General features: G+C 69.3%; 24 protein-coding genes, 1 tRNA gene and 1 other RNA gene. 6 read left to right on the plus strand and 20 right to left on the minus strand.

Features of this window, described 5'->3' with window-relative positions; translation table 11 throughout:
- The first annotated feature begins 94 nt into the window (after positions 1-94).
- Positions 95-1,231 carry an ABC transporter substrate-binding protein gene (locus Q2K20_RS11410; RefSeq protein ID WP_253695430.1) on the plus strand — a complete coding sequence of 379 codons (1,137 nt, stop codon included), beginning with the start codon at positions 95-97 and terminating at the stop codon, positions 1,229-1,231.
- A gap of 85 nt (positions 1,232-1,316) precedes the next feature.
- Here Q2K20_RS11410 and nrdF read toward each other — a convergent pair whose 3' ends face one another.
- From nrdF to ykgO, 5 genes are all read right to left on the minus strand, one after another.
- Positions 1,317-2,333, minus strand: a complete 1,017-nt coding sequence (gene nrdF / locus Q2K20_RS11415) for a class 1b ribonucleoside-diphosphate reductase subunit beta (protein WP_069388457.1) — start codon at positions 2,331-2,333, stop codon at positions 1,317-1,319.
- A 55-nt stretch (positions 2,334-2,388) separates the two neighbouring features.
- Positions 2,389-4,470 carry a class 1b ribonucleoside-diphosphate reductase subunit alpha gene (gene nrdE / locus Q2K20_RS11420; RefSeq protein ID WP_067712491.1) on the minus strand — a complete coding sequence of 694 codons (2,082 nt, stop codon included), beginning with the start codon at positions 4,468-4,470 and terminating at the stop codon, positions 2,389-2,391.
- 68 nt (positions 4,471-4,538) lie between these two features.
- Positions 4,539-4,985, minus strand: a complete 447-nt coding sequence (gene nrdI, locus Q2K20_RS11425; RefSeq protein WP_067712422.1) for a class Ib ribonucleoside-diphosphate reductase assembly flavoprotein NrdI — start codon at positions 4,983-4,985, stop codon at positions 4,539-4,541.
- Between the two features lie 60 nt (positions 4,986-5,045).
- Positions 5,046-5,276 (minus strand): redoxin NrdH, encoded by a 231-nt coding sequence (locus Q2K20_RS11430; protein ID WP_096905853.1) that lies wholly within the window; start codon positions 5,274-5,276, stop codon positions 5,046-5,048.
- A gap of 618 nt (positions 5,277-5,894) precedes the next feature.
- Positions 5,895-6,017, minus strand: a complete 123-nt coding sequence (gene ykgO / locus Q2K20_RS11435; protein ID WP_003852698.1) for a type B 50S ribosomal protein L36 — start codon at positions 6,015-6,017, stop codon at positions 5,895-5,897.
- Positions 6,018-6,286: 269 nt separating this feature from the next.
- Between ykgO and nadE the strand changes: the two genes are divergently transcribed.
- Positions 6,287-7,156, plus strand: a complete 870-nt coding sequence (gene nadE, locus Q2K20_RS11440) for an ammonia-dependent NAD(+) synthetase (RefSeq protein WP_317176804.1) — start codon at positions 6,287-6,289, stop codon at positions 7,154-7,156.
- A 21-nt stretch (positions 7,157-7,177) separates the two neighbouring features.
- Here nadE and Q2K20_RS11445 read toward each other — a convergent pair whose 3' ends face one another.
- From Q2K20_RS11445 to prfB, 11 genes are all read right to left on the minus strand, one after another.
- On the minus strand, positions 7,178-8,281 hold the full coding sequence (locus tag Q2K20_RS11445; RefSeq protein ID WP_317176805.1) for a serine hydrolase domain-containing protein: 1,104 nt from the start codon (positions 8,279-8,281) through the stop codon (positions 7,178-7,180).
- 94 nt (positions 8,282-8,375) lie between these two features.
- A tRNA-Ala gene (locus Q2K20_RS11450) sits at positions 8,376-8,448 on the minus strand.
- Between the two features lie 158 nt (positions 8,449-8,606).
- Complete coding sequence (locus Q2K20_RS11455) at positions 8,607-9,344, minus strand: DsbA family protein (protein ID WP_067712411.1); 738 nt, start codon at positions 9,342-9,344, stop codon at positions 8,607-8,609.
- Positions 9,345-9,503: 159 nt separating this feature from the next.
- Positions 9,504-9,877: a transfer-messenger RNA gene (gene ssrA, locus Q2K20_RS11460) on the minus strand.
- A 118-nt stretch (positions 9,878-9,995) separates the two neighbouring features.
- The gene (locus Q2K20_RS11465; RefSeq protein ID WP_167492441.1) at positions 9,996-10,844 is read right to left on the minus strand and encodes an EamA family transporter; all 849 of its coding nucleotides are present in this window, start codon (positions 10,842-10,844) and stop codon (positions 9,996-9,998) included.
- The gene (smpB, locus tag Q2K20_RS11470; RefSeq protein WP_067712405.1) at positions 10,841-11,350 is read right to left on the minus strand and encodes an SsrA-binding protein SmpB; all 510 of its coding nucleotides are present in this window, start codon (positions 11,348-11,350) and stop codon (positions 10,841-10,843) included. The genes Q2K20_RS11465 and smpB overlap by 4 nt, the downstream gene beginning before the upstream one ends.
- Positions 11,351-11,422: 72 nt before the next feature.
- Positions 11,423-12,325, minus strand: a complete 903-nt coding sequence (gene ftsX / locus Q2K20_RS11475) for a permease-like cell division protein FtsX (RefSeq protein WP_067712390.1) — start codon at positions 12,323-12,325, stop codon at positions 11,423-11,425.
- Complete coding sequence (gene ftsE / locus Q2K20_RS11480) at positions 12,325-13,014, minus strand: cell division ATP-binding protein FtsE (protein ID WP_069388454.1); 690 nt, start codon at positions 13,012-13,014, stop codon at positions 12,325-12,327. Before ftsE ends, ftsX begins: the two co-directional genes overlap by 1 nt.
- Before the next feature lie 85 nt (positions 13,015-13,099).
- Positions 13,100-13,747, minus strand: a complete 648-nt coding sequence (locus tag Q2K20_RS11485; RefSeq protein WP_069388453.1) for a hypothetical protein — start codon at positions 13,745-13,747, stop codon at positions 13,100-13,102.
- Positions 13,747-14,643: a mechanosensitive ion channel family protein gene (locus Q2K20_RS11490; protein ID WP_069388452.1), complete on the minus strand. Its 897-nt coding sequence runs from the start codon at positions 14,641-14,643 to the stop codon at positions 13,747-13,749. The genes Q2K20_RS11485 and Q2K20_RS11490 overlap by 1 nt, the downstream gene beginning before the upstream one ends.
- Positions 14,643-15,749, minus strand: coding sequence for a peptide chain release factor 2 (gene prfB, locus Q2K20_RS11495; protein WP_069388451.1), 1,107 nt, complete (start codon positions 15,747-15,749; stop codon positions 14,643-14,645). Before prfB ends, Q2K20_RS11490 begins: the two co-directional genes overlap by 1 nt.
- A gap of 172 nt (positions 15,750-15,921) precedes the next feature.
- Here prfB and Q2K20_RS11500 point away from each other — a divergent pair, with 172 nt between their 5' ends.
- The 3 genes from Q2K20_RS11500 to Q2K20_RS11510 all read left to right on the plus strand — a co-directional run bounded on the left by Q2K20_RS11500 (position 15,922) and on the right by Q2K20_RS11510 (position 19,501).
- Positions 15,922-16,725, plus strand: coding sequence for an inositol monophosphatase family protein (locus Q2K20_RS11500; protein WP_069388450.1), 804 nt, complete (start codon positions 15,922-15,924; stop codon positions 16,723-16,725).
- 120 nt (positions 16,726-16,845) lie between these two features.
- Positions 16,846-18,246, plus strand: a complete 1,401-nt coding sequence (locus tag Q2K20_RS11505; RefSeq protein WP_069388449.1) for an acyl-CoA dehydrogenase family protein — start codon at positions 16,846-16,848, stop codon at positions 18,244-18,246.
- 49 nt (positions 18,247-18,295) lie between these two features.
- The gene (locus Q2K20_RS11510) at positions 18,296-19,501 is read left to right on the plus strand and encodes an acyl-CoA dehydrogenase family protein (RefSeq protein ID WP_069388448.1); all 1,206 of its coding nucleotides are present in this window, start codon (positions 18,296-18,298) and stop codon (positions 19,499-19,501) included.
- A 423-nt stretch (positions 19,502-19,924) separates the two neighbouring features.
- Here the strand turns inward: Q2K20_RS11510 and Q2K20_RS11515 are convergent, their stop codons facing one another.
- Both Q2K20_RS11515 and Q2K20_RS11520 read right to left on the minus strand, forming a co-directional pair.
- Positions 19,925-20,635 carry a peptidase S1 gene (locus Q2K20_RS11515; RefSeq protein WP_069388447.1) on the minus strand — a complete coding sequence of 237 codons (711 nt, stop codon included), beginning with the start codon at positions 20,633-20,635 and terminating at the stop codon, positions 19,925-19,927.
- Between the two features lie 155 nt (positions 20,636-20,790).
- Positions 20,791-21,405, minus strand: coding sequence for a TetR/AcrR family transcriptional regulator (locus Q2K20_RS11520; RefSeq protein ID WP_386850693.1), 615 nt, complete (start codon positions 21,403-21,405; stop codon positions 20,791-20,793).
- A gap of 179 nt (positions 21,406-21,584) precedes the next feature.
- Between Q2K20_RS11520 and Q2K20_RS11525 the strand changes: the two genes are divergently transcribed.
- Entirely contained in the window at positions 21,585-22,712 is a 1,128-nt protein-coding gene (locus tag Q2K20_RS11525; RefSeq protein ID WP_067712361.1) for an acyl-CoA dehydrogenase family protein, read from the plus strand.
- A 16-nt stretch (positions 22,713-22,728) separates the two neighbouring features.
- Here the strand turns inward: Q2K20_RS11525 and Q2K20_RS11530 are convergent, their stop codons facing one another.
- Together Q2K20_RS11530 and Q2K20_RS11535 are read right to left on the minus strand one after the other, a co-directional pair.
- Positions 22,729-23,871, minus strand: coding sequence for an FAD-dependent oxidoreductase (locus tag Q2K20_RS11530; protein WP_269505497.1), 1,143 nt, complete (start codon positions 23,869-23,871; stop codon positions 22,729-22,731).
- 49 nt (positions 23,872-23,920) lie between these two features.
- A complete protein-coding gene (locus Q2K20_RS11535) occupies positions 23,921-24,727 on the minus strand; it encodes an enoyl-CoA hydratase/isomerase family protein (protein ID WP_283468275.1) in 807 nt (268 codons plus the stop codon).

The following is a 24,727-nucleotide window of genomic DNA, read 5'->3' on the forward strand; positions in this document are numbered from 1 at the left end:
GCCGTGGTCCGGCAGCCCGGGACAGGTACCCACCGCCCGCCCGCGACCTCCGCGTGAGCGGCCCTTCTCGGCCGATCTCCTAGGCTGTTGTCCCATGACCGATTCCGTGACCGCCCCCCGCCGACACCCCGCGCGGGGGTATGCCCGGCGCGCCGTCAGGGCGGCGGTCCCCGTGGCGGCCGGGCTGACGCTCGTGGCGTGTGGCCCCTCCCCCGTCGACATGGTCGAGCACCCGATTACGACGACCCCGTCGCGGATGGCCGGCGAGGAGTTGCAGCGCTCGGCGGAGCCGGAGGAGTCGTGCGCCCCGGCACCGGTCCCCGCGGAGTTCCCCGGGCCGGGTGACCGCAGGGTCCCCACGGAGGGGCCGGGTCCGGACCGGGTGGAGGTGCCGCGGTCGCCGGAGAGGATCCTGGCGCTCGGCACAGGCGCGGTGGACACGGCCTGTGCCCTCGGGCTGCAGGACCTCGTCGTCGGCACGTTCGGCCTACCCGACGGTGCGGACGTCTACCTGCCCGACTCACTGACCGGACTCCCGACGGTCGGTCCCCTCGTCGGCGGGGACCCCGACGAGGTCGCGCGGGCCGCGCGGGAACTGCGTCCGGACCTCATCGTGCTGGCCGGGTCGGACGAGGTGGACCCGGCCGTCGTCGCCGCCGTGACTGATGTCGCCCCCACCGTGGTCTACGACGCCGACATCGTGGACTGGACGGAGGCCACCGAGGCGATCGCCGACGCCTACGGTCGGCCCCGCGCCGGCGGCGATCTCCTGCTGGAGGTGATCGAGCGGGCGCAGCGCACCGCCGACGCGACCACCCCGTCGGACACCCGGGTCTCCCTGGTGTCGGTGACCGGAGGGGAGGGTGACGGCATAGAGGTGCAGCGGCCGGACACGCTGGGCTCCCTGATGCTCGAGGCCGTGGGTGCCGAACGGCCCCCGGCGCAACGCACGCGCGACGGCGAGCGCGTCCCGCCCCTGCCCCAGTCCCCGGCCCTGGGTGACGAGCTGGACGGGGATGTGATCTTCGCGGTGGTCGGAGGCGAGGCCAGCTCCGAGGACGCGGCGCGGGAGGTCTTCGCCTCGGACAGGTGGACGGACCTCGACGCCGTGGGATCGCAGCGCGTGTTCGTGGTGGACCGTGCCGTGTGGGAGGGCGCGGGCCCGGTGGCGGCGCGGGCGGTCCTCGACGACATCCGGGGATCGATCAACGGGGTCGCACCGGACGGGTAGCCAGCAGTCCCTCCACGACCGTGAGACGACGACGCCCCTGCGACCGTGTTCGGTCGCAGGGGCGTCGTGGGTCAGAACCGGTGCGTCAGAAGTCCCAGTCCTCGTCCTCGGTGGCCTCGGCCTTACCCATGACGTACGAGCTGCCGGAGCCGGAGAAGAAGTCGTGGTTCTCGTCGGCGTTGGGGCTCAGGGCCGACAGGATCGCCGGATCGACGTCGGTCTCGTCCTTCGGGAACATGCCCTCGTAGCCCATGTTCATCAGCGCCTTGTTGGCGTTGTACCGCAGGAACTTCTTGACGTCCTCAGTCCACCCCACCGGATCGTAGAGATCCTCGGTGTAGTCCGCCTCGTTGTCGTACAGCTCGAACAGCAGCTCGAAAGTGTAGTCCTTGAGCTCGTCCCGCTCTGACTGGGTGACGTGCTCGAGGGCGCGCTGGTACTTGTACCCGATGTAGTAGCCGTGCACCGCCTCGTCGCGGATGATGAGCCGGATGACGTCGGCGGTGTTGGTGAGCTTGGCCCGCGAGGACCACCGCATGGGCAGGTAGAAGCCCGAGTAGAACATGAACGACTCGAGCATCACCGAGGCGATCTTGCGCTTGAGCGGATCGTCCCCCGCGTAGTAGCCGAGCACGATCTTGGCCTTCTTCTGGAGGAAGGGGTTCTCCTCCGCCCAGCGGAACGCGTCGTCCACCTGGGGCGTCGAGCACAGCGTGGAGAAGATCGTCGAGTAGCTCTTGGCGTGCACCGACTCCATGAACGCGATGTTGGTGAGCACCGCCTCCTCGTGCGGGGTCGACGCGTCGGGGATCATGCTGACGGCGCCGACCGTGCCCTGCAGGGTGTCCAGCAGGGTCAGGCCGGTGAAGACGCGGGTGGTGAGCTGCTGCTCGTACTCGGTCAGGGTCTGCCACGACGGGATGTCGTTGGAGACCGGCACCTTCTCCGGCAGCCAGAAGTTGGTGGTGAGCCGGCCCCACACCTGATCGTCGACCTCGTCGGGGACGCGGTTCCAGTTGATGGCCGACACCCGGTCGACCAGCTTGGGCTGGATGCCGGCGGCGGGACTGTGGGATCCCGGAGCGTGCAGCTCGGCGGTCATCGGATCTCCTCCTGGGGACGTGTGGGGTTCGGGACGCAGGCCTGCGGCCGGGCGGTCAGAGCATGCACGAGACGCAGCCCTCGACCTCGGTGCCCTCGAGCGCGAGCTGACGCACGCGGATGTAGTACAGGGTCTTGATGCCCTTGCGCCACGCGTAGATCTGGGCTCGGTTGACCTCACGGGTGGTGGCCGTGTCCTTGAAGAACAGGGTCAACGACAGGCCCTGGTCGACGTGCTGGGTAGCCGCCGCGTACGTGTCGATGATCTTCTCGTAGCCGATCTCGTACGCGTCCTGGTAGTAGTCCAGGTTGTCGTTGGTCAGGTAGGGCGCCGGGTAGTAGACGCGCCCGATCTTGCCCTCCTTGCGGATCTCGATCTTCGACGCCACGGGGTGGATCGACGAGGTCGAGTTGTTGATGTAGCTGATCGACCCCGTCGGCGGCACGGCCTGGAGGTTCTGGTTGTAGATGCCGTACTTCTGCACGTCGGCCTTCAGCGCGCGCCAGTCCTCCTGCGTGGGGATGGTCACCTCGGCCTCGGAGAACAGCGTTCGGACCCGGTCGGTGGCCGGCTCCCACACCTGGTCGGTGTACTTGTCGAAGAACTCACCCGAGGCGTACTTCGACTCCGGGAACCCGGCGAACCAGGTCCCGCGCTCCCGCGCGATCGCGTTGGACGACCGGAGCGCGTGGTAGAGCACGGTGTAGAAGTAGATGTTGGTGAAGTCGACACCCTCCTCGGATCCGTAGTGGATCCGCTCACGCGCGAGGTAGCCGTGGAGGTTCATCTGCCCCAGGCCGATCGCGTGCGACTCCGAGTTGCCCCGCTCGATCGAGGGCACGGAGTCGATGTGGGTCTGGTCGGAGACCGCGGTCAGTCCCCGGATCGCCGTCTCGATGGTCTGACCGAAGTCCGGCGAGTCCATGGCCTTGGCGATGTTGAGCGAACCGAGGTTGCAGGAGATGTCCTTGCCCACCTCGGAGTAGCTCAGGTCCTCGTTGAACTCCGAGGCCGTGGAGACCTGGAGGATCTCCGAGCACAGGTTGGAGTGCGTGATCTTGCCGGCGATCGGGTTGGCCCGGTTCACGGTGTCCTCGTACATGATGTACGGGTAGCCGGACTCGAACTGCAGCTCGGCGACGGTCTGGAAGAAGTGCCGGGCGTTGATCTTGGTCTTCTTGATCCGGCTGTCCTCGACCATCTCGTGGTAGTGCTCCGAGATGTCGACGTCCGCGAACGGCTTGCCGTAGATCCGCTCGACGTCGTACGGCGAGAACAGGTACATGTCGTCGTTGCGCTTGGCGAGCTCGAAGGTGATGTCCGGGATCACCACGCCCAGGGAGAGCGTCTTGATGCGGATCTTCTCGTCCGCGTTCTCACGCTTGGTGTCGAGGAACTTGAAGATGTCCGGGTGGTGCGCGTGCAGGTACACGGCGCCGGCACCCTGGCGGGCCCCGAGCTGGTTGGCGTAGGAGAACGAGTCTTCCAGCAGCTTCATCACGGGGATGACGCCCGAGGACTGGTTCTCGATGTGCTTGATGGGCGCGCCGTGCTCACGGAGGTTGGACAGCAGCAATGCCACGCCACCGCCGCGCTTGGACAGCTGCAGCGCGGAGTTGATGCTGCGGCCGATGGACTCCATGTTGTCCTCGATGCGCAGCAGGAAGCACGAGACGGGCTCCCCGCGCTGCTTCTTGCCGGAGTTGAGGAACGTGGGCGTGGCGGGCTGGAATCGACCGTCGATGATCTCGTCCACCAGCTGGCGGGCCAGCACCTGGTCGCCGGCGGCGAGGGTGAGCGCCACCATGCACACGCGGTCCTCGTAGCGCTCGAGGTAGCGCTTCCCGTCGAAGGTCTTGAGCGTGTACGAGGTGTAGTACTTGAAGGCGCCGAGGAAGGTCGGGAAGCGGAACTTCTTGGCGTATGCGTGGTCGAACAGTTCGCGGACGAAGTTGCGCGCGTACTGGTCCAGCACCTCGCGCTCGTAGTAGTCCTTCTCGACCAGGTAGTCGAGCTTCTCGTCCAGGTTGTGGAAGAAGACCGTGTTCTGGTTGACGTGCTGCAGGAAGTACTCCCGCGCCGCCCGGCGGTCCGCGTCGAACTGGATCTTCCCGTCCGCGTCGTAGAGGTTGAGCATCGCGTTGAGGGCGTGGTAGTCGAGACGCTGACCGTCGCCCGCCTCTCCCGCGGTGATGCTCTCGGGGTTCACGGTTGGTGCTGCCAAAACTCTTCCAATCCCTCTCGGACGCGGATGACGTCCTCGTGTGTGCCCATCAACTCGAAGCGGTAGAGGTACGGGACCCCCACCTTCTCGGCGATCACGTCGCCGGAGCGACCGAAATCCCGTCCGAAGTTGGTGTTGCCGCCGGCGATGACTCCCCGGCAGAGACTTCTGTTGTGCGCGTTGTTGAGGAACGCGACCACCTGCCGCGGGACCGCGGCGCCGTTCTTGCCTGTGATCTCGAGGCTTCCCCCGTAGGTCGGAACGATCAGAACATACGGGTCCGACACCGTCGGGACGGGCTCGGTCCTCCGCACCGGGATACGCAGTGCGGGGAGACCGAGCCGGTCGACGAATCGTTTGGTGTTCTCGGAGATATTGGAGAAGTAGACGATCCTCACCGGCTTCTCGGCCGGTATCGGAGCCGCCATCGCCGCCCCCTTGTCGAAGGAATCCTGGTGTTACCGCGCCGTCGGACTACGACCGCGCAGTCAGGCCGCCACGGAGGCGAGTGCCTTGATGCGGTCCGGGCGGAAGCCGGACCAGTGGTCGGAGCCCGCGACCACGACGGGCGCCTGGAGGTACCCGAGCGCCATGACGTACTCCCGAGCCTCGTCGTCCATCGAGATGTCGATGATCTCGTACTCGATGCCCTGCTTGTCGAGTGCCTTGTAGGTGGCGTTGCACTGGACGCAGGCGGGCTTGGTGTAGACGGTGACCATGTGTCTCAGGACCTCTTTCGGCACGGCGCCCGGACGGCGCGAGGGACTCTTCTCGTAGCGGCTTCCCGGGCCCGGGCTCTCGCCCGGCCTGTGGATAACCGCGGTGTCTGTCGGGGGTCACGGTCCGAATCCCACGAGTGACATTCATTGGGGCCGCAACGCTTCTAGACACTACCCCTAGTGGCCAGCGAGTCAATCGACCACAACATTTTGGTCTTACATCGCTGGTATTCCCAGGTCGCGATCCCGCCTTGTGGACACCGTGGGCCCCCGGTGGGAACCCCGTCCCCGGACCGTCGATCCGGCGCCGCGCACACCCACGGTCGCACGCCGATCACCGTCCCGGGGCGGCGGGTCGGCATCCCACAGGACCTCCCCAGGGACCCCACAGATTGTCCCCACGCCCTCCACAAGCACGTGGATGATCGTGCGCCCGGGGCGTGGACGGATGTGGCGGGCCGGGGACGGTTCACCGCCGGGTGCGAGCGGTCACGGCGAGGCCGCGGGGTCGCGGGGCGCGCCGGGGAGGCCACGACGACGAGGGGACGACGACGAGGGCCCGCCGCCGGCGAACCGGTGGCGGGCCCTCAAGGGTGCGTGAGGACTCACGCGGACATGTCAGCCCTGGCGGGCCTTGAAACGGGGGTCCTTCTTGTTGATCACGTAGACCTTGCCGCGACGACGGACAACCTGGGCGCCCGGCTTGTTCTTCAGCGACCGAAGGGACTTGCGGACCTTCATCTGGCGCTCCTTAGGCTCTCGGGGCGGCCGCTATGGCCGCCGACACGACTGGGGATCACTGTGCGACACGCCCGTCCCGAAAGGCCGGATGTACGACACACAACTGGTCCATCGTAACGGACTGCCCGGCCAGAACTCCAACCGGCGACGGACGGCACCCCGCCCGCACCCCGCCCGCACCCCGGCCGCACCCCGACCGCGCTCCGGGTACTCGCGGCCACCGGCGGAGATGTCACGCGGTCGTCACACGTGGTTCCTATGCTGACGCCATGACCGAGACCACGACAGACCGCGCCGCTGCCCTGCGCGCCACCATCATCGCCGAACTCGGCGTCCGTCCCGACATCGATCCCGCGGAGGAGGTCGAGTCGCGGGTCACGTTCCTGGCCGACTACCTCCGTTCGACCCCCGCCACGGGCTTCGTCCTGGGGATCAGCGGCGGGCAGGACTCCACCCTGACCGGCCGGCTCTGTCAGCTCACCGCGGAGCGACTCCGGGACGAGGGGATGTCGCGCGCCCGGTTCGTGGCGATGCGCCTGCCCTACGGCGAACAGGCCGACGAGGCCGACGCGCAGGCGGCCCTGGAGTTCATCCGTCCGGACGAGAGTCTCACGGTGGATGTCCGCCCCGCGTCGGACGCCGCCTCCGAGGCCGCCTCCGCCGCACTCACGGCCCTGCCCGACGAGGCGGGGCCGCTCCGTGACTTCGTCCGCGGCAACGTCAAGGCGCGTGAGCGGATGATCGCCCAGTACGCCGTGGCCGGGCAACTGAACCTCCTCGTCGTCGGCACCGACCACGCTGCCGAGGCGGTCACCGGCTTCTTCACCAAGTACGGCGACGGCGGGGTCGACCTGACCCCCCTGACCGGTCTCACCAAACGACAGGGCGCGGCGCTGCTACGCCACCTCGGCGCGCCGGACTCCACCTGGCGCAAGGTCCCCACCGCCGACCTCGAGGACGACCGGCCGGGCCTGCCCGACGAGGTCGCCCTCGGCGTGACCTACGCCCAGATCGACGATTACCTCGAGGGCCGCGACGGCGTCCCGCCCGAGGTGTCCGCGCGGATCGAGCAGCTGTTCCTGGGCTCGCGCCACAAGCGCACGGTGCCCGCCACCCCGCTCGACACGTGGTGGCGCTGACCGGTCCGCGAGGACTGATCGTCAGCGCAGCAGCGTCCAGACGGTCTCGAGCGCCTCGGTCGTGCCGGGGACGTCGTAGGACTGGGTGGTGAAGACCGCCGCGGCGCGCCCGGTGCCGCGGTCGACGTAGCCGATCGTCCCCAGTCCCCCGGCCCAGCCGGCCACGCCGCCCGGGCGGACCTCCACCTGGAACCCGTAGCCGCAGCCGGGCTCGAGGAAACCCTCCGCGCTCGCCCGCTGCCGCGCTGTGAGGTGGTCGGTGGCCATCAGCCGAGCACTCTCCGGCTCGAGCACCGGGCCACCGTCGACGAGCACACCCAGAAGTTCCAGGTAGTCGCCCACCGTCGAGGCGAGCCCGCAGGCGAGGGACTCGAAGACCGGCGGCACCGCGAACCTGCTCGCGGTGTCCAGTGGCGAAACCCTGCCGTCGGGCCCGAGGCCGTACGAGGTGGGGAGACGGGAGAGGTCGGCCGTGAACCCCGTGTCCGCCAGCCCCAGTGGCCCGGTGAGGTGCTCGGCCAGCAACTCGGTCACGGACGAGCCGGTGGCGCGGGCGAGGAGCACCCCGAGGACGTCGCTACTGGTGTGGTACCACCATTGCTGGCCCGGCTGGCCCGCTAAGGGCAGCTCCGCCAGGCGCCGGAGATACTCGTCCGGCGCGACGGCCGGTGCGTACGGTCCCGGGGCGACCCCGCGCTCGGACATCGCCTCCGACAGCGCCGGGTTCTCCCCCGCCCAGCCGACACCCGCGGTCATGGTGAGCAGGTGCCGCAGCGTGACGGGCCGCTCGGCCGGGACCGTGTGGTCCGGCGGGCCGCCCGGCGTCGCCAGCACGCGCGGGTCTGCCAGTTCGGGCAAGAACGTGTCCACCGGGTCGTCGAGGGTCAGTACGCCTCGTTCCACGAGACGCATCGCCAGGATCCCGCCGACCGGCTTGGTGTTGGACGACAGTGGGAACACCGCGTCCTCCCCCAGCGCGGGTCCGCCCACGGTACGGGCTCCGCCGGAGACGATCCTGGAGCGCCCGCTCTCGCGGACGCCACAGACGTACCCGACCAGCCGACCGTGGTCGACGAGCGCGTCGAGCACGTCGACGACGTCCGTGATCTCCCCTGGCCCCGCCACACCCCGACACTACGACCGCGGACCGGATGGCGGAAGACGCCAAATGGCGAGATCCCGGGACATCGTTTCCGTTGTCCCGGGATCTCGTCCTCGGTGGAGCTAAGGGGACTCGAACCCCTGACCCCCACACTGCCAGTGTGGTGCGCTACCAGCTGCGCCATAGCCCCGTATCCATTTGTCCGCCGCTCACCTCTCGGTGACCGGCCCGACCTAAGTTACACCACCACGGTTCGGGCCTCCAAATCGGGCCCGGCCCCGCCGGGAAGGGCGGGGCCGGGCCACACGTACGTACCCGGAACGAGCACCGGGCGGTTCTCCGGACGAGTTACGCGATGATGTCCTGGAGCCAGGCGGCGTTGCCGATGTCGACGACCTCGCCCTCGTGGGCGACCGTCGGGGTGGACACGCGATCGGTGATCTCGCGGATGCTCTGCTGGGCGTTGTCCGCACTGTCGGAGGCCTTGTCCATGCCGCCGTTGGACTCGACGTTGCCGATGCACTCGACCGAGTCCGCGTTCGCGCCGGCCGATTCCGCGATGTCCGCCAGCTCGCGGGCCGAGAGGTCGCCGCCGCCCTCCCCCGGCTGCTCGGCGAAGAACGCATTCTTAACGTCGAAGAACACGGGCAGGGAGTCCTTGGCCGCGACACACTGGATGGCCGCGAGCGCGCGGGTGGAGTACTCACCGGAGCCGGACTGGCCGTTGAGGAAGTTCAGGGTGTGGAACTCGACCTGCAGGTCCCCTGCCTCGACGGCCTCGGAGATGGACTCACCGTACTGCGCCTCGAAGGAGCCACATGCGGGGCACATGTAGTCCTCCCAGATCTGGACGGTCGGTGCCTCGTCCGGGCCGACGACGACCACGCCGGCCTCGGTGATGTCGATCAGCTCGTCATTGGTCTCGCCGAACGTGATGGGGTTGGCCTCGCCGCCCCGCTGGGCCATCCAGACGACTCCACCGAGGACCACGACGGCGACCGCGATGAGCGCGACCACCGTGATGATCATCCCGTTGTTGGACTTGGTCTGGAGGACCTTGGTGTTCTTGTTGGGCTTGGCGTTCACGTGTACGCAGGCCTTTCTCTACTGGGAGACCGTCGACCTCTTCCGGGTGACCGGCACTACGTCAGAGGGTACCGAAGCGGCGGGAGCGACCCCGCGCGCGCACCATCGATGCAAATGCACCACACCCCCGGTCGGTGTCGACCGGGGGTGGGGCCCGAATGGTGGAGCTGCCGGGAATTGAACCCGGGTCCTCCGCAGCATCGGCAGGGCTTCTCCGTGCGCAGTCCGCGTTGGCCTCTACTCGGATCTCGCCCTCATGCGGACATGTCGGCGATGACGATCCCAGTCACTGTGTGATGTCCCGACCCACCCCGTGACCGGGTGAGCCGGTGATCTCTCTAGATGATGCCGGTGACCGGGGCGAGAGCGACCCCGGGCCGACAGACTACGGGCTCGCTATCAGGCAGCGAGGGCGTAGTCGCGCTGATTGGTATCGGCGCGTAATTGGTTGCCACGACGCTTACGGTGGTCTCTGGCCTGCACCGGCACGCTTCCCCTGCGTCAACTCACGTAGTCGAAACCAAGTCAGCCCCGTCAGGACCGCCGACTTCCGCCGACGGACTCCCCACCCTACCCCGGTGACACGCCGCCCGCCAGGGTGATCCCGCTCTCCCCGGTCAGGCGAGCACCCGGTTCAGCCGAGCACCCCGTTCAGCCGAGTGCGAGCAGGGAGATCGCCACCCCCGCCAGGACGAGTCCGACCATCTGGACCGCACGCATCCGCTCCCCGCCGTGGGCGATCGCCAGCGCTACGGTGAAAGCGGGGTACAGCGCAGCGATCACACTGACCAGGGAGAGCATCCCCGCCTGCGAGGCGAAGTAGAAGGCACCGTTGGCGACGGCGTCGAACACGGCGATCACCACGCCGATCGCGATGAGACGCCGGGAGAAACGGAACGACTCACGGGCTGCGACCGCGGCGACCAGCAGCATCACCGTCGCCCCGATCCGCGAGGCCGCGACCGGCCACAGGCCCTGGCCCGGCGGCACCTGCGCCAACAACACGAAGAACGCGGCGAACGCCAGCCCGGAGAAGAGCGTGAGCACCAGGAGACGACGGGTGAGGCGCCCGTGCAGGGCGGACGAGCCGTCCCGGCTCTCCATAGAGACCAACACCGTCGCCACCAGCGCGAGCGCCATGCCCGCCCCCGCCGCGGGCGCGGGCCGCTCCCCCGCCGCCAGACCGAACGCCAGCGGAACCGCCGCCGCCAGGACCGCCGTGATCGGCGAGATCACACTCATCGGCCCGCGGGAGAGCGCCAGGTAGAACGACCACACCGCGACACCCGAGGCCAACCCGGAGGCCAGGCCCCACCCCAGACCGACCCCGGTCGGCGACCCACCGGCGACCAGGGCCGCGACGCCCACCAGCACGATCGACAGCGGATAGGAGACGCTGACCACGCGCAGCACGCGGGCGCGGCGGGAGGCCACGCCGCCGAGGTAGTCGCTGATGCCGTACGCCACCGCCGAAGTCGACGCCAGCGCGACCGGCATCATGCCCGCATGCCCTTGATCTTCCTGCCGAGTTCACGCACGGCCTCACGCTCGGCGGTCCGGCGGGCGATGTCGTGGCGCTTGTCGTGCGCCTGCTTGCCCCGTGCGACGGCCAGTTCGACCTTTACCCGGCCACCCACGAAGTAGAGGGACAGCGGGACGAGGGTGGCGTTGCCGTCGCGCACCTTGCCCACGAGCGAGTCGATCTCGCGGCGGTGCAGCAGGAGCTTCCGGGCACGCTTCGGGGCGTGGTTGGTCCAGCTCCCGTGCGAGTACTCGGGGATGTGTAGCCCGCGGAGCCACACCTCGCCGTCGTCGACCGTCGCGAACGCGTCGACCAGCGAGGTCTTGCCCTCACGCATGCTCTTGATCTCGGTCCCGACCAGCGCGATGCCGGCCTCGTGCGTCTCCAGGATCTGGAAGTCGTGCCGGGCCTTGCGGTTACTCGCGACGATGCTCCCGTCGGAGCCGAGGGACGACGCGCCCTTCTTCTTGTTCTTCTTGGCCACGTCGCGTCACCTCCTGATTGCCGTGCCCTCGCCGCCGTTCCGCAGCCCCCAGAGTCTAGATGGAGGGCGCGTTCAGTGCCGAACCGTGAGCCTCAGGGCGATCCAGGCGGTGAGCGCGGAGACCACCGCGCCCGCCACGACCAGCCCCGGTGCGAGGAGGAGGATGTCGGGGGTGGTGATCCGCTCGACCAGGTTCGCGCGGTAGGCCTCCGCCAGCACCCTGTCGAGGAAGACGTTCTTGGCCACCAGCAGGCCCCCCACCGCGAGGAGGGCGCCGGCCACCGCCGCGATCACCGCCTCGAGGACGAACGGCAACTCCGTGTACCAGCGGCTCGCGCCCACCAGTCGCATGATCCCCAGGGCGGTCCGCCGGGTGAACGCGGCGATCTGCGTCATGTTGGCGATGAGCAGGACGGTCGCCAGCAGCTGGACGACCGCGATCGCGAAGGCCGCGTTGCGGACGCCGTCGAGGACGGAGAAGACCCGTTCGACGAGCTCGCCCTGCCCCTGGACGATCTCGATGCCGTCCACCTCCGCCAGGTCACGCGCCACCGCCTCGGCCCGCGTGGGGTCGGTCAGTGTGAGGGTGAACCGCGAGCCGAGGGCGTCCGGCGAGGTCGACTCCACCAGCACCGGGTCTGTCGAGGAGAACAGGTCGACGAACTCGGCGTAGGTCTGCTCGGGATTCTTGTACTCCACCGACGCCACGCCCGGCGTCGTCTCGAGCCGCTGGAGGATCCGGCCGCATTCCGCCGCGCAGTCCGGATCCTCCAGCGAGATCGACCGGTCCACGTAGACGCGGAACTCGTTGAGATAGTCGTACTTGTCCTGACTCGCGGACGCGGTCATGGCCACGAGCAGGCCCGCCCCCAGCATGCCCAGGGCCACCGCCGTGGTGATGATCATGGCCAACGTCATGGACAGGTTGCGGCGCAGTCCCTGCCCGACCTCGGAGGCGACGAACGTAGCGGCCATCAGCGGTCCACCCCGTAGGTTCCGCGGGCGTCGTCGCGGACGACCGAGCCGTCGACCAGTTCCACCACGCGGCGCCGCGAGCGGTCCACGATGTGCCTGTCGTGGGTCGCCATGAGCACGGTGGTCCCCGTCCTGTTGATCCGGTCGAGCAGGAGCATGATGTCCTCGCTGGTTTCGGGGTCGAGGTTGCCCGTCGGTTCGTCCGCCAGCAGCAGCACCGGGCGGTTGACGAACGCCCGCGCGATCGCGACCCGCTGCTGTTCCCCACCGGAGAGTTCGTGAGGTCGGCGATCGGCCTTCCCGCCCAGCCCGACCATGTCCAGGGTCTCCGGCACCACCTTGTCGATGGTCCGGCGGGACTTGCCGATCACCTGCAGCGCGAACGCGACGTTCTCCGCGACCGTCTTGTTCTCCAGCAGACGGAAGTCCTGGAACACGCAGCCGAGAGAGCGTCGCAGCACGGGCACGTCGGAGCCCTTCATGCGCGTGAGGTCGTGGCCGGCGACGGTGAGGGTGCCCGAATCCGGGCGGTCCTCGCGGAGAACGAGCCGCAGGAACGTGGACTTGCCCGATCCCGACGCACCGATGAGGAACGCGAACTCGCCGTCACCGATCTCCACGCTCACGTCGGACAGCGCCGGACGCGTCGAGGACGGGTACGACTTCGTCACACGGGAACCAGTGATCACTCCGATAGCCTAACGCCACGCAGGCCACAGGCACGGGAGCGGTCGAACAACGCGGCGGCGGCCGCGGCGCGGCCACCCGGTGGCGCTACCCCTCGAGGGCGCCGCCGGGCACCGAGGTCTCCCCGGCGCCCGGGGCCTCCTGCTGCAGCTGCGGTTGCGACTGCTGGTCAGGCTGCTGCTGCGGCGACTGCTGTGGCTGTTGTTGCTGCGGGGCCTGCGGATCGGCGCCACCGGGGAACCCCTCGGCATCGGGACCCGTCGTCGCGGTCCCTCCCGTCACCGTGGTGCTGGTCGTGCGGGAGCCCGTTCCCGTCGGAGTCGGAGACGAACTCGGGGTCGGGGCCGTGGTCTCGGTGGTCTGATCCGTCGGCGTGGACGACGGGTCGACCGGTTCGGCCGGTTCGGCCGGTTCGGCCGGTTCCGAGGTCCCGGTGGGGTCCTGCGCGGGTTGCGGCCCGAAAGCGACCACCGGCTCGTCGCGGACGAGCAGATACAGCACGCCTGCCAGGACGAACGCGCCGAGGAGGATCGCGGTCGTCCGAGACATCCTGAAGAACTCGACGAGCAGTGCGACGATCCACGGTCTCGCACGCCGCGAGGGTGCGTCCGGTGGTGGGGTCCCCCCCAACCCGAGCGGATCGGGCCGGTCGAGGATCGGGTCGTCGTCGATCGCGGCGCCCTGCGGGGACGTCTCGTCGGGCCGGACCGTGTCATCATCCCTGTGCCGGGCCATCAGACGCTCCCCTCTCCGGTCTGCGGTCGCAGCATCCCGGCGCGGATGGCGGCCAGCGCCTCCGGCTCCAGGACGATCCCCTCCTGGCGGAAGCGGCGGAGGATGACGGCACGCATCCGACGGCCCACCTCCCACTGCATTCCCGGCTTGGTCCGGGCGAGCAGTCGGATGACGGTCTGCTCGAGCCTGATCGACTGCACACCCATGACCGACGGCTCGTCGAGCACGTACTCGCCCACACGATCGTCGTGGACGATGTCGCGACAGACCTCCGCGAGCACCTCGTGCGCCTTGTCCATGTCGGCATTGTTGGGCACGGGGACGTCGATGATCGCACGAGCCCAGTCCTGGGACTGATTGATCGCGGTGACGATCTGACCGTTGGGGACGATGACCGCCTCGCCGTCCAGGGTGCGCAGCCGGGTGACCCGGAGCGTGACGTCCTCGATCGTCCCGGCGGCGACGCCGGTCGCGGTGGTGAGTTCGACGATGTCACCGTAACCGTACTGACGTTCGGCCAGCACGAAGAAGCCAGCGAGGAAGTCCTGGACGATCTTCTGCGCGCCGAAACCCAGCGCGGCGCCGAGGACGGTGGCCGGCGCCACCAGCGTGACGAGGTTCACGCCGAACCTCAGCAGGATCTGGATGCCGAACAGGATGTACAGCATTCCCACCGCTACGTAGGAGACGACCTGGACGAGGGAGTGGAGGTGCTTGGACTCCTCCGACCACAACTCCTTGTCGGCGTTCCTCGCGTCGATCCGGCCGGTCCACATCCGGGCGATCTTGCCGATCGCCCGGGTCATCAGGGCGGCTCCCAGGACGAGGAGGACGACCTCCAGGCCGTCGTTGCTGAGCCAGTTCAGGACTCCGCTGAAGTCTGTCCGGAAGGCCACTAGGCGTCCGCCCCCTCCCGCATGCGCCATCGGATACCGGCCTCGATGAACCCGTCGATGTCACCGTCGAGGACCGCGGACGGGTTGTTCACCTCGTACTCGGTGCGCAGGTCCTTGACCATCTGGTACGGGTGCAGAACGTAGGACCGCATCTGGTTGCCCCAGGAGGCGTTGCCACCCGCACCGAGCGCGTCCATGGCGGCCCGCTCCTCCTGGCGCTTGCGCTCGAGCAGTTTGGCCTGCAGCACTTTCATGGCGGCGACCTTGTTCTGCAGCTGCGACTTCTCGTTCTGACAGGTCACGACGATCCCGGTCGGGACGTGGGTGAGGCGGACGGCCGAGTCGGTGGTGTTGACGGACTGGCCACCGGGACCCGAGGAGCGGTAGACGTCCACCCGGACCTCGTTCTCCGGCACCTCGATGGAGTCGACGGTCTCCACGACCGGCAGCACCTCGACCTCGGCGAAGGAGGTCTGGCGGCGGCCCTGGTTGTCGAACGGGGAGATCCGCACCAGCCGGTGCGCTCCCTGCTCCACGGACAGCGTCCCGTACATGTAGGGGTCCTTGACCACGAAGGTGGCGGACTTGATCCCCGCCTCCTCAGCGTACGAGGTGTCGTACACCTCGACCTTGTGGCCGGCCTTCTCGGCCCACCGGATGTACATGCGCATGAGCATCTCGGCGAAGTCCGCGGCGTCCACGCCACCGGCACCGGCACGGATGTTGACCACGGCGTCACGCTGGTCGTACTCACCGCTGAGCATCGTCTTGACCTCCATGGCCTCGACGTCCTCACGCAGGCTGGCGCGTTCGGAGTCCGCCTCCTCGACGGCGCCGTCGCCCTCCTCCTCCGCCAGCTCGTACATCAGGGGCAGGTCCTCGATCCGCTGCCGCAGATCCCGGCAGCGGCGCAGGTCGGCCTGGATGTAGGACAGCTCGCTGGTGACCTTCTGCGCCCGGTCCTGGTCGTTCCACAGGTCCGGGTCGGCGGCCATCTGCTCGAGCTCGTCGACGCGTCGGGCCAGCTCCTCGATGTCGAGGACCTTCTCGACCGTGGTCAGGGTCGCGTCGAGGGCAGCGATGTCGGCAGAAACGTCAGGGTGCACGTTATCCGACTCTACGCGGCCCGGGCGCCTTCCAGCGTTTGCCCACCCGCCCCTTCCGCGTGGCCTGCCGCGCCTCCGATCGTCACCCCCCGCCGGTAGCGTCGGATGCCTCGGACCCGCTACCGCTCGTGGTCAGTGAGCCGCTACGACCAAGTGGAGGAAGTGAACGTCCATGGACACCCGACAACCGGGCCCCCTGCACGACGAGTCCACCGGGGGGATGACCGACGCCGATCTGGCCGCCCGCCTCGTCGTCGACGCCGGAAACCTCGCGCGGCGACTGCGCGAGCACGGGCTCGACGTCCGGCGCAAGACTTCCGTCTCCGACGTGGTCACCGAGGCCGACGATGCGGCCGAGCGGCACATCACCGCACTCCTGGCCGCCCACCGTCCGTCCGACGGCGTCCTGGGCGAGGAGGGCTCCCTCGTCGCGGGCGACGGCGAACGACGGTGGGTCGTGGACCCGGTGGACGGCACCTACAACTTCGTCTCCGGCTCCGACTACTGGTGCTCGGCCGTCGCGGTCACCGGTGAGGAAGACTATCTGCTCGGCGCGGTCCACCGACCGGTCACCGGGGAGACCTTCGTCGGCGGTTCGGACGTGCCGACGCGCCGCAACGGGGTACCCGTCGCGCGCCTGGCCCCCGGTGACCTGGCCGCCGGCAGCCTCGCCACCTACCTGCACCCGCCGTTCTTCGACGATCCCCAACTCGCCGAGCCTTTCCACCGCGTGAGCCGTGGCGCGGCGACCATCCGAATGCTCGGGTCCGGTTCCGTGGACCTGGCCTCCGTCGCGTGTGGGATCCACACGGTGTGGTGTCAGCACTCCTGCCCCGAGTGGGACTGGCTACCCGGCCGCGCACTCGTCGAGGGGGCGGGCGGGGTGTGCGCGACCGTCGAGGTGGGCGGCTACGACTGGTTCGTGGCCGGCCGCCCGGGTGCGGTCGAGCAGACGGTCGACCTCCTGCGCGGCTGACACCCGTCCGACCCACCGGCGGGACGGACGGGTTCGAGGAAAGAGTGGCGCACGGAACTTACTCCGAAGTAAGGTGTCAGGGACAGCACCGTCCACCGTCCGTCACGAGAACAGCTGGTGATGATGAGCAAGAACCCCACAGCCCCGTCCACGACCGGACGCGCGGAGACCTCGACACCGGGTAAGAACCCCGCGCGCATCGACGCCATCGGCGCCGCCATGCGCGCGCTGACCACCATTACCGGGTCGGAGTTCGCCGAGCGCTTCGGCCTGCGGCAAAAGGTCGACCGGGTCACCTACGAGGCCACCAAGACCGGTTTCAAGACCCTCGGTGCAGCGACCAAGTCGTTCAAGAAGGTCTCCGGCGGCGGCGCACCCAAGCGTCTTCCCGACTCCGAGGCCCGGCCCGACCTGTTCGACCTCACGCTGGACGAGGACCAGCAGATGATCTCGCAGACCGTGCGAGAGTTCGCCGCCGAGGTCATCCGGCCGGCCGCGCACGACGCCGACGCCGCCGCCGAGGCACCCGCGTCGCTGCTCGAGCGCTCGGCCGAGATCGGCGCCACCATGCTCAACGTGCCCGAGGAGTTCGAGGGCATCGCGTCCGAGCGCGGTGTGGTGACCAACTCGCTGGTCGCCGAGGCCCTGGCCTACGGCGACATGGGCCTGGCCCTGCCGATCCTGGCCCCCTCCGGCGTGGCCACCACCCTGACGCAGTTCGGCTCGGACACCCAGCAGAAGTCATACCTCCCGGCGTTCGCCTCCGAGCAGGTCCCCGCCGCCGCCGTCGTGGTGGCCGAGCCGCAGCCACTCTTCGACCCGTTCAATCTCAAGACCACCGCCACCCGCACCGTCGGCGGGTTCACGCTCAGCGGCGTCAAGTCGATGGTGCCCACGGCCGGCAGCGCGGAACTCTTCGTCGTCGCCGCCTCCCTCGACGGCGCGCCGACCTTCTTCGTCGTGGAATCCGACACCGACGGACTCGTGGTGGAGGCCGACCCGTCCATGGGCCTGCGCGCCGCCGGCCTCGGCCGACTCGTCCTCACCGACGTCTCCCTTCCCGCCGACGCCATCCTCGGTGGCGCTGACGTCTCGCCGGAGGACCGGTCCTCGGCCTACGCCGACGTCATCCGCCTGTCGCGTCTGGGCTGGGCCTCCCTCGCCGTGGGCACCTCCCACGCCGTCCTGGACTACGTGACCCCGTACGTCAAGGAGCGTCACGCCTTCGGCGAGCCCATCGCCCACCGGCAGGCGGTCGCGTTCGCCGTGGCCGACATGGCCACCGAACTCGACGGCATGCGCCTGGTCACCTGGCGCGGCGCCGCCCGCGCCGAACAGGGACTGTCCTTCGCCCGCGAGGCCGCGCTGGCCCGCAAGATCGCCGCGGACAAAGGTATGAAGATCGGCCTCGACGGTGTCCAGCTGCTCGGTGGCCACGGGTTCACCAAGGAACACCCGGTCGAGCGGTGGTATCGCGACCTGCGCGCCGTGGGAGTGGCCGAGGGCGTGGTGGTCCTGTGACGTCCGCCCGCTCCGCCACACTCCCGAACCGGACCAAGGACCTGAAGCGATGATCAATCTCGAAATCCCCAAGAAGCTGCAGGCGGGTGCAAACCAGGCCCGCCAGGTGGCCATGCAGATCTTCCGACCCATCTCCCGCAAGTACGACCTCGCCGAGCATGAGTACCCCGTCGAGCTGGACACCCTCAAGGCCATGATGGAGGCCATGGAGGACGCCGGTCAGGCGGCCTCCGGCGCCACCATGGGATCAGGTCGCGCACCCCGGCGCGAGGGCGTGTCCAACGGCGGCAATATGAAGTCGCTGCTCAATGCCATCGAGACCTGCTGGGGCGACGCGGGATTGACCTTGTCCGTCCCCGGCCAGGGGTTGGGTAACTCCGCCATCGCCGCCGTGGCGAGCGACGAGCAGATGCAGAAGTTCGGCCGGGTGTGGGCCTCGATGGCCATCACCGAGCCCGAATTCGGCTCCGACTCGGCCGCCGTCTCGGCCACCGCGCGGTTGGACGGCGACGAGTACGTCATCAACGGCACCAAGATCTTCGTGACCTCGGGCCAGCGCGCGGATCACATCGTGGTGTGGGCGACCCTGGACAAGAGCAAGGGCCGCGCCGCGATCAAGTCCTTCGTCGTGCCCCGGGACCATCCCGGCGTCTCCGTCGACCGGCTGGAGCACAAGCTCGGCATCCGGGCCTCGGACACGGCGCAGATCAGCTTCACCGACTGCCGGGTCCCCAAAGAGAATCTTCTGGGCGATCCGGAGGTCCGCGTGGACAAGGGCTTCGCTGGTGCCATGCAGACTTTCGACAACACCCGGCCGCTGGTCGCCGGCATGGCCGTGGGCGTCGCCCGGGCCGCGCTCGAGGAGATCCGCACCCTCCTCGAGGAGGCCGGCATGGAGATCGACTACGACCGTCCGGCCACCAGCCAGCCGGCCGCCGTCGCCAAGTACCTCGACCTCGAAGCCGACTGGGAGGCTTCCTACCTGCTCACGCTCCGCGCGGCGTGGATGGCAGACAACAAGATGCCCAACACCAAGGAGGCATCGATGTGCAAGGCCAAGGCCGGGCGCACCGGTTCCGCCGTGACCCTGGGCGCGGTCGAGCTGGCCGGCAGCTACGGCTACTCCGAACGCAGCTTCCTGGAGAAGTGGTCGCGCGACTCCAAGATCCTCGACATCTTCGAGGGCACGCAGCAGATCCAGCAGCTGGTGATCGCGCGCCGGATCCTGAACCTGTCAAGCGCCGAGCTGAAGTGAGCCGACCCCGGCGCGATCACGATCACTGACGCGATCACTGATTTGAGCGGCGCCCCGCGGACCCGATGTCCGCGGGGCGCCGCCCATTTCAGCTGACTCACTCCAGTCTACTGTTCGGTGCCCACGACATGATGGTTCCGCACTGCCGGCAGATGTGGACACGGTGGCCGTGGTCGAGACTGCCGCTGCGAGCGGCATCCCAGCCGACGAGGACCCGGTCGGGACCGAGCTCATGTCCATACGGGCAGTGGGTAGGCGCGTCCTCGGTCCAGAACATGGAGCGGACGGTAGCGAGAGGCTCGGACACCGAGGCCCGCAGGCGGATGGAGGGGCGGCCGGCCTGCCGGAGCCCCCGTCACCGCACGACCTACCGTCGAAGCTGGACCCCGACACAGATGCTCGTCCCGGGCGGGGTGCCGGCGATCAGGCCATCCGGAAGCCACTCCCCGGCCAGTCGCGCGCGGTGGCGTCGGCGACGATCGCGTCGAACGAGTACGCCACCGCCGGCAGGAAGAACGGAGTCTGCGCCGGGTGGATACACGAGGGCAGGATGGGGCCGATGCTGCCGGCCGATCCCGCGTCCGGCGGCATGTGCCCGCCGGAGAGGAGCCCGACGAGACGCCCCTCGCGGATCACGGGGCCACCGGAGTCGCCGTAACCGGCACAGGTGTGGGTCCAGAACCGGTCGCCCTCGCGCTGCCACGTGATGCCACAGGTGTGTCCGGTGGTCAGCCCGTCCTTGCAGACGACGTCACCGAACTGCGGCGCGGGTCCGCGGCCCACGATGCCCGCCTGTCGGACGGGGACGGCGACGCCCGGGTCCAGACGGATCACGGAGTAGTCGAGGATCTCGTTGCGGGTGGCGATGGTGCCGATCACGCCGGCACCCGGGTCGTCGCGGAGGATCACCGGGGCGTCGATCCGCTCACTGCAATGGGCGGCGGTGAACGCGACTGGCGCTCCGGAGTCGTCGTACCCGGCGGCGGTAATGGTGCATCCGGCCACTCCCCCGACCAGAACAGGGGTCGCACCCCCGACGGGCACGGCGGCTTGGGCAGCTGCGGGCGCCATCAACGTGGCGGCACCGGCCATCACGGCCGTCGCGGCGAGCTTCGCCACACGGGTGAGCCTCATGAATGTGTCCTTCCCACCCCGGGCGGACTGCCCGGGTATACGCCCTCGACAGCGTAGCGGCGATCAGCCGCCGGTGCACCACGCGCGGGCCGGCTGGAGCCCCACCACCCGTGCGGCGCTGGCCCCGACACGTCGGATCCCGGCCGATCCCCCGGTCAGCGGCCTTCGACGATGATGCGGATGGAGGGCCGCTCGTCGGGGTCTCCGCCGATCTGTGCCCAGATCCCCGCGACGACGGGCTCGAGGAACAGCTCGCCCACCTGACCCATGAGCGTGCGGACCACCTGGACCTTGTCCGAGGCCCGCGTCGAGGCGTGGCCACCGCGCCGCAGACTGTCGACCTCCCTGGTGGTGAGCTCGACGATCGCCTCGAGAAGCGGGACACCCCGGCCGTCGGGTTCGAGGAGGGCCCGGTTGATGTACTTCACCAACATCGGGTTGCGCTCGAGCATCTCCCGCACCGCGGCGTCGCGGGCCGCCACGACCTCCGCTGCTGATCCGGAGTGCTCGACCGTCGCCAGTGCGGCGACCACCTGCTCCACCACGAGCTCGTCGACAGCGCGGCGCAACCCCTCCTTGGTGCCGAAGTGGTGCTGGATCAACCCGATGGTGACCCCCACCCGGGCGGCGACCCGCCGCATCGAGACGCGGTCCTCGCCGTGATCGGAGTAGAGCTCCAGCGCCGCGTAGCGGATTCGCGCGCGGGCGGTGAGGTCACCGTCAGCAGAGCGCGGGACACCGTCCCCCGACCCGGGTTCAGTTGCGATCACTCGCCCCACCTCGTCTCGCCGCGACGTGCGACGCCCGAGGGCGCCGCCGGAAGGTCGACCATACACATGCATGTCAGGCAATGCAGTTGTATGGTGGGGATCGTCATGGCCGTCAACCGGCCCCCACCCCATCGCTGGAGTCCCCCGTGCTAGAGACCGCCCCCTTCCGATCCCCGTGGATGACCGACGATCTGGATGCGCTGCGCGCCCATACGCGTGCGTTCCTGGAGAAGGAGACCGCCCCGCACCTCGAGCGCTGGGCCGAGCAGGGCGCCGTCGACCGTGAGTTCTGGAACAAAGCCGGCGACGCTGGCCTGCTGTGCATCTCCATCCCGGAGGAGTACGGCGGTGGCGGCGGCACGTTCGCCCACGAGGCCGTGATCGCCGAGGAGCAGACCCGAGCCCTCGACGACGGCTGGGGCAATTCGGTGCACAGCACGATCGTGGCGCACTACATCCTCCAGTACGGCACGGAGGAGCAGAAGCAGCGCTGGCTGCCGAAGCTGGCGACCGGAGAGATGGTCGGCGCCATCGCGATGACCGAGCCGGGCGCCGGGTCGGATCTGCAGGCGCTGCGCACCTCGGCGGTGCGCGACGGCGACGACTTCGTGGTCAACGGCGCCAAGACCTTCATCTCCAACGGCATGCACTGCGACCTGCTCGTCATCGTCGCCCGCACGGGCGGCGAGGGCGCGCAGGGCCTGTCCCTGCTGGTCGCGGAGACCACCGACTTGCCCGGCTTCGACCGCGGCCGCAAGCTCGACAAGATCGGCCTGAAGTACCAGGACACGATGGAGCTGTTCTTCGACGACATGCGCGTGCCCGCCGGGAACGCCCTGGGTGGCGAGGAGGGCGTGGGCCAGGGGTTCATCCAGCTCATGCAGCAGCTCCCGCAGGAGCGCCTCATCATCGCGGTGACCGCGGTCGCGGCGGCCGAGACCGCCGTGAGGCTGGCGACGGATTACGCCAAGGAGCGCGAGGCGTTCGGCAAGCCCATCCTCAAGTTCCAGAACCTGCGTTTCGAGCTGGCCGAGTGCAAGACCGAGGCGCTCGCCTCGCGCACCCTGCTGGATCACTGCATCGGCCTGCATCTCAAGGGTGAACTGGACCCGTCGACGGCGTCGATGGCCAAGTACTACTGCACCGACAAGCAGTGCGAGATCATCGACCGCTGCCTGCAGGTTTTCGGTGGTTACGGCTTCATGACGGAGTATCCGATCGCCCGCATGTACGCCTCGGCCCGCGTGCAGAAGATCTACGGTGGCACCAACGAGATCATGAAGGAGCTCATCTCGCGGACCCTCTAGAGTTCGTCGGCGACAACTAAAGCTCGGCGACGATCGCCCGGACGGCGTCACGGCCCGCTCGGTTGGCCCCCACGGTCGACTGGGACGGGCCGTAGCCGATGAGGAACAGCCTCGGCTCGTCGAGGGCCCGGCCCTCCGCCACCCGGATGCCCCCCTCGGGGGTGCGCAGGCCCAGGGGCGCGAGGTGGGCGACCGCGGGTCGGAATCCGGTCGCCCAGAGGATGACGTCCGCCGGTTCGTGTCGCCCGTCGGGCATCCGGACCCCGTCGGGTTCGATGCGGGTGAACATGGGGTGTCGGACCAGGACACCGCGCTCGTCGGCGCGCTCGATCCACGGGGCGCGGTACATGCCGGTGACGCGGATGATGCTCTGCGGGGGAAGTCCCTGCGCGGTGCGATCGGCGACCCGGTCGATCGCGGCGGAGAAGTTCTCCGGGGCGGGGTCCGTCTCCCACTCGATCTCCCGCCTGGTTACCCAGAGGGTGTCGGCGACGCGCGAGATCTCCTCGAGCAGCTGGGTGGCGGAGATGCCGGCGCCGACGATCACGACGCGCTGTCCGGCGAACTCCTCGGCGTCGACGTAGTCGTGGACGTGGAGCTGTCGGCCGCGGAACGTCTCCTGGCCGGGGTAGTACGGCCAGAACGGTCGGGTCCAGGTGCCGGTGGCGTTGATGACGTAGCGCGCCGCCCAGGCCTCAGGGCGGGTGTCACCGCCTGGATCGGTGACGACGACGAGGTGGTCGGACTCCGGCCCGTCCCGCCCGGGCGTGGGTCTGCGGACCGAGCGCACGCGGACCGGCCGCCGGACGTCGAGCCCGAATCGGTTCTCGTAGTCGGCGAAGTAGGGCGGCAGGACGTCCCGACTCGGGGCGGTGCGGTCGACATCGGGGACGGGTCGGCCCGGCAGCTCGAAGATGCCGTTGACCGTGCTCATGGTGAGGGATTCCCAGCGGTGCCGCCAGGCCCCGCCGGGGGCGTCCTCGGCGTCGAGCATGACGAAGTTGCGCTCCCCCGCCTCGGCACGGCCGACCGGCGCGAACCCCCGCCGCCTGAGGTGGTAGCCGGCCGACAGTCCGGCCTGGCCGGCGCCGATCACCACCACGTCGACCGGACGGGTGGGGCTCTCCTGATCGGGCGTCACGCCACCATGGTGGGCCATGCGGCTCCGGCGAGGACGGGCGGGCGCGGGATCGTCGCAGACGCCGGGGTCAGGACCCGTCTGGCAACGAGGCGAAGTCCGGCGTGCGCCCTTCGGCGAATGCCGACAGCGCCTCCGCGTTCGCCGGTCCACCCATGAGGTCGGCGAAGGCCCGGTTCTCCCGTTCGCGGGCGTCTGCGATCTGGCGCGCCAGCGGTTCGGTCATCGTCCGCTTGACCGCCCGCAGACTCGAGATCGGGAGCCGCGCCAACCGAGCGGCGTGCTCGCCGGCGACCTGCTGGAGTTCAGCGGGGGCGCACAGCCGCCAGACCAGTCCCATCTCGTGGGCCTCGCGGGCCGTGATCCACTCCGAGGACAGCAGGGCCCACGCGGCGTTCTGCCGACCCACCAGCCTGGGCAGCAGGTAGCTCGACGCCGCCTCGGGCGCCACTCCCAGGCGGGTGAACGGGCACTTGAGCCGGGCGTCGTCGGCCATGAACACCAGGTCGGCGAACCCGATGATCGTCATGCCGATACCCAGTCCGAGCCCGTTGATCGCCAGGACGAGCGGCTTGTCGAACCCGGTGAGCGCGTCCACGAGACCCAGGAATCCGTGCTCGCCGGGGACGAAATCGGGGTTGGTGATCCGCTCACCCATCTCCAGCAGGTCGGTGCCCGCGCTGAACGCCCGGCCCTCACCGGTGAGCAGGACCACCGCGACCGTGGGGTCCGCCGCGGCGGCGTGCAACGCCTCGGTGACCGCGTCGTACAGCGCCTCGTTGAAGGCGTTGAGGGCATCGGTGCGCGCCAGTGTCAGGGTGCGGACCCGGTCCGCATCGCACACTGACAGGCCCGTCGTCCTCTCGTCTCGCGCCAT

Source organism: Dietzia sp. IN118 (assembly GCF_032905965.1).
Classification (GTDB): domain Bacteria; phylum Actinomycetota; class Actinomycetes; order Mycobacteriales; family Mycobacteriaceae; genus Dietzia; species Dietzia kunjamensis.

Bases quoted from the DNA above. Each gene is read 5' to 3' on its own strand.
- Q2K20_RS11515 (WP_069388447.1), bottom strand. From the start codon at position 20,635: ATGAGGCTCACCCGTGTGGCGAAGCTCGCCGCGACGGCCGTGATGGCC.
- ftsX (WP_067712390.1), bottom strand. From the start codon at position 12,325: ATGGCCGCTACGTTCGTCGCCTCCGAGGTCGGGCAGGGACTGCGCCGC.
- Q2K20_RS11430 (WP_096905853.1), bottom strand. From the start codon at position 5,276: ATGGTCACCGTCTACACCAAGCCCGCCTGCGTCCAGTGCAACGCCACC.
- ykgO (WP_003852698.1), bottom strand. From the start codon at position 6,017: ATGAAGGTCCGCAAGTCCCTTCGGTCGCTGAAGAACAAGCCGGGCGCC.
- Q2K20_RS11510 (WP_069388448.1), top strand. From the start codon at position 18,296: ATGATCAATCTCGAAATCCCCAAGAAGCTGCAGGCGGGTGCAAACCAG.
- nrdI (WP_067712422.1), bottom strand. From the start codon at position 4,985: ATGGCGGCTCCGATACCGGCCGAGAAGCCGGTGAGGATCGTCTACTTC.
- Q2K20_RS11525 (WP_067712361.1), top strand. From the start codon at position 21,585: ATGACCGACGATCTGGATGCGCTGCGCGCCCATACGCGTGCGTTCCTG.
- Q2K20_RS11500 (WP_069388450.1), top strand. From the start codon at position 15,922: ATGGACACCCGACAACCGGGCCCCCTGCACGACGAGTCCACCGGGGGG.
- Q2K20_RS11465 (WP_167492441.1), bottom strand. From the start codon at position 10,844: ATGATGCCGGTCGCGCTGGCGTCGACTTCGGCGGTGGCGTACGGCATC.
- nrdE (WP_067712491.1), bottom strand. From the start codon at position 4,470: ATGCTCAACCTCTACGACGCGGACGGGAAGATCCAGTTCGACGCGGAC.
- Q2K20_RS11505 (WP_069388449.1), top strand. From the start codon at position 16,846: ATGATGAGCAAGAACCCCACAGCCCCGTCCACGACCGGACGCGCGGAG.
- Q2K20_RS11530 (WP_269505497.1), bottom strand. From the start codon at position 23,871: ATGGCCCACCATGGTGGCGTGACGCCCGATCAGGAGAGCCCCACCCGT.
- Q2K20_RS11535 (WP_283468275.1), bottom strand. From the start codon at position 24,727: ATGGCGCGAGACGAGAGGACGACGGGCCTGTCAGTGTGCGATGCGGAC.
- Q2K20_RS11410 (WP_253695430.1), top strand. From the start codon at position 95: ATGACCGATTCCGTGACCGCCCCCCGCCGACACCCCGCGCGGGGGTAT.
- nadE (WP_317176804.1), top strand. From the start codon at position 6,287: ATGACCGAGACCACGACAGACCGCGCCGCTGCCCTGCGCGCCACCATC.
- Q2K20_RS11485 (WP_069388453.1), bottom strand. From the start codon at position 13,747: ATGGCCCGGCACAGGGATGATGACACGGTCCGGCCCGACGAGACGTCC.
- nrdF (WP_069388457.1), bottom strand. From the start codon at position 2,333: ATGACCGCCGAGCTGCACGCTCCGGGATCCCACAGTCCCGCCGCCGGC.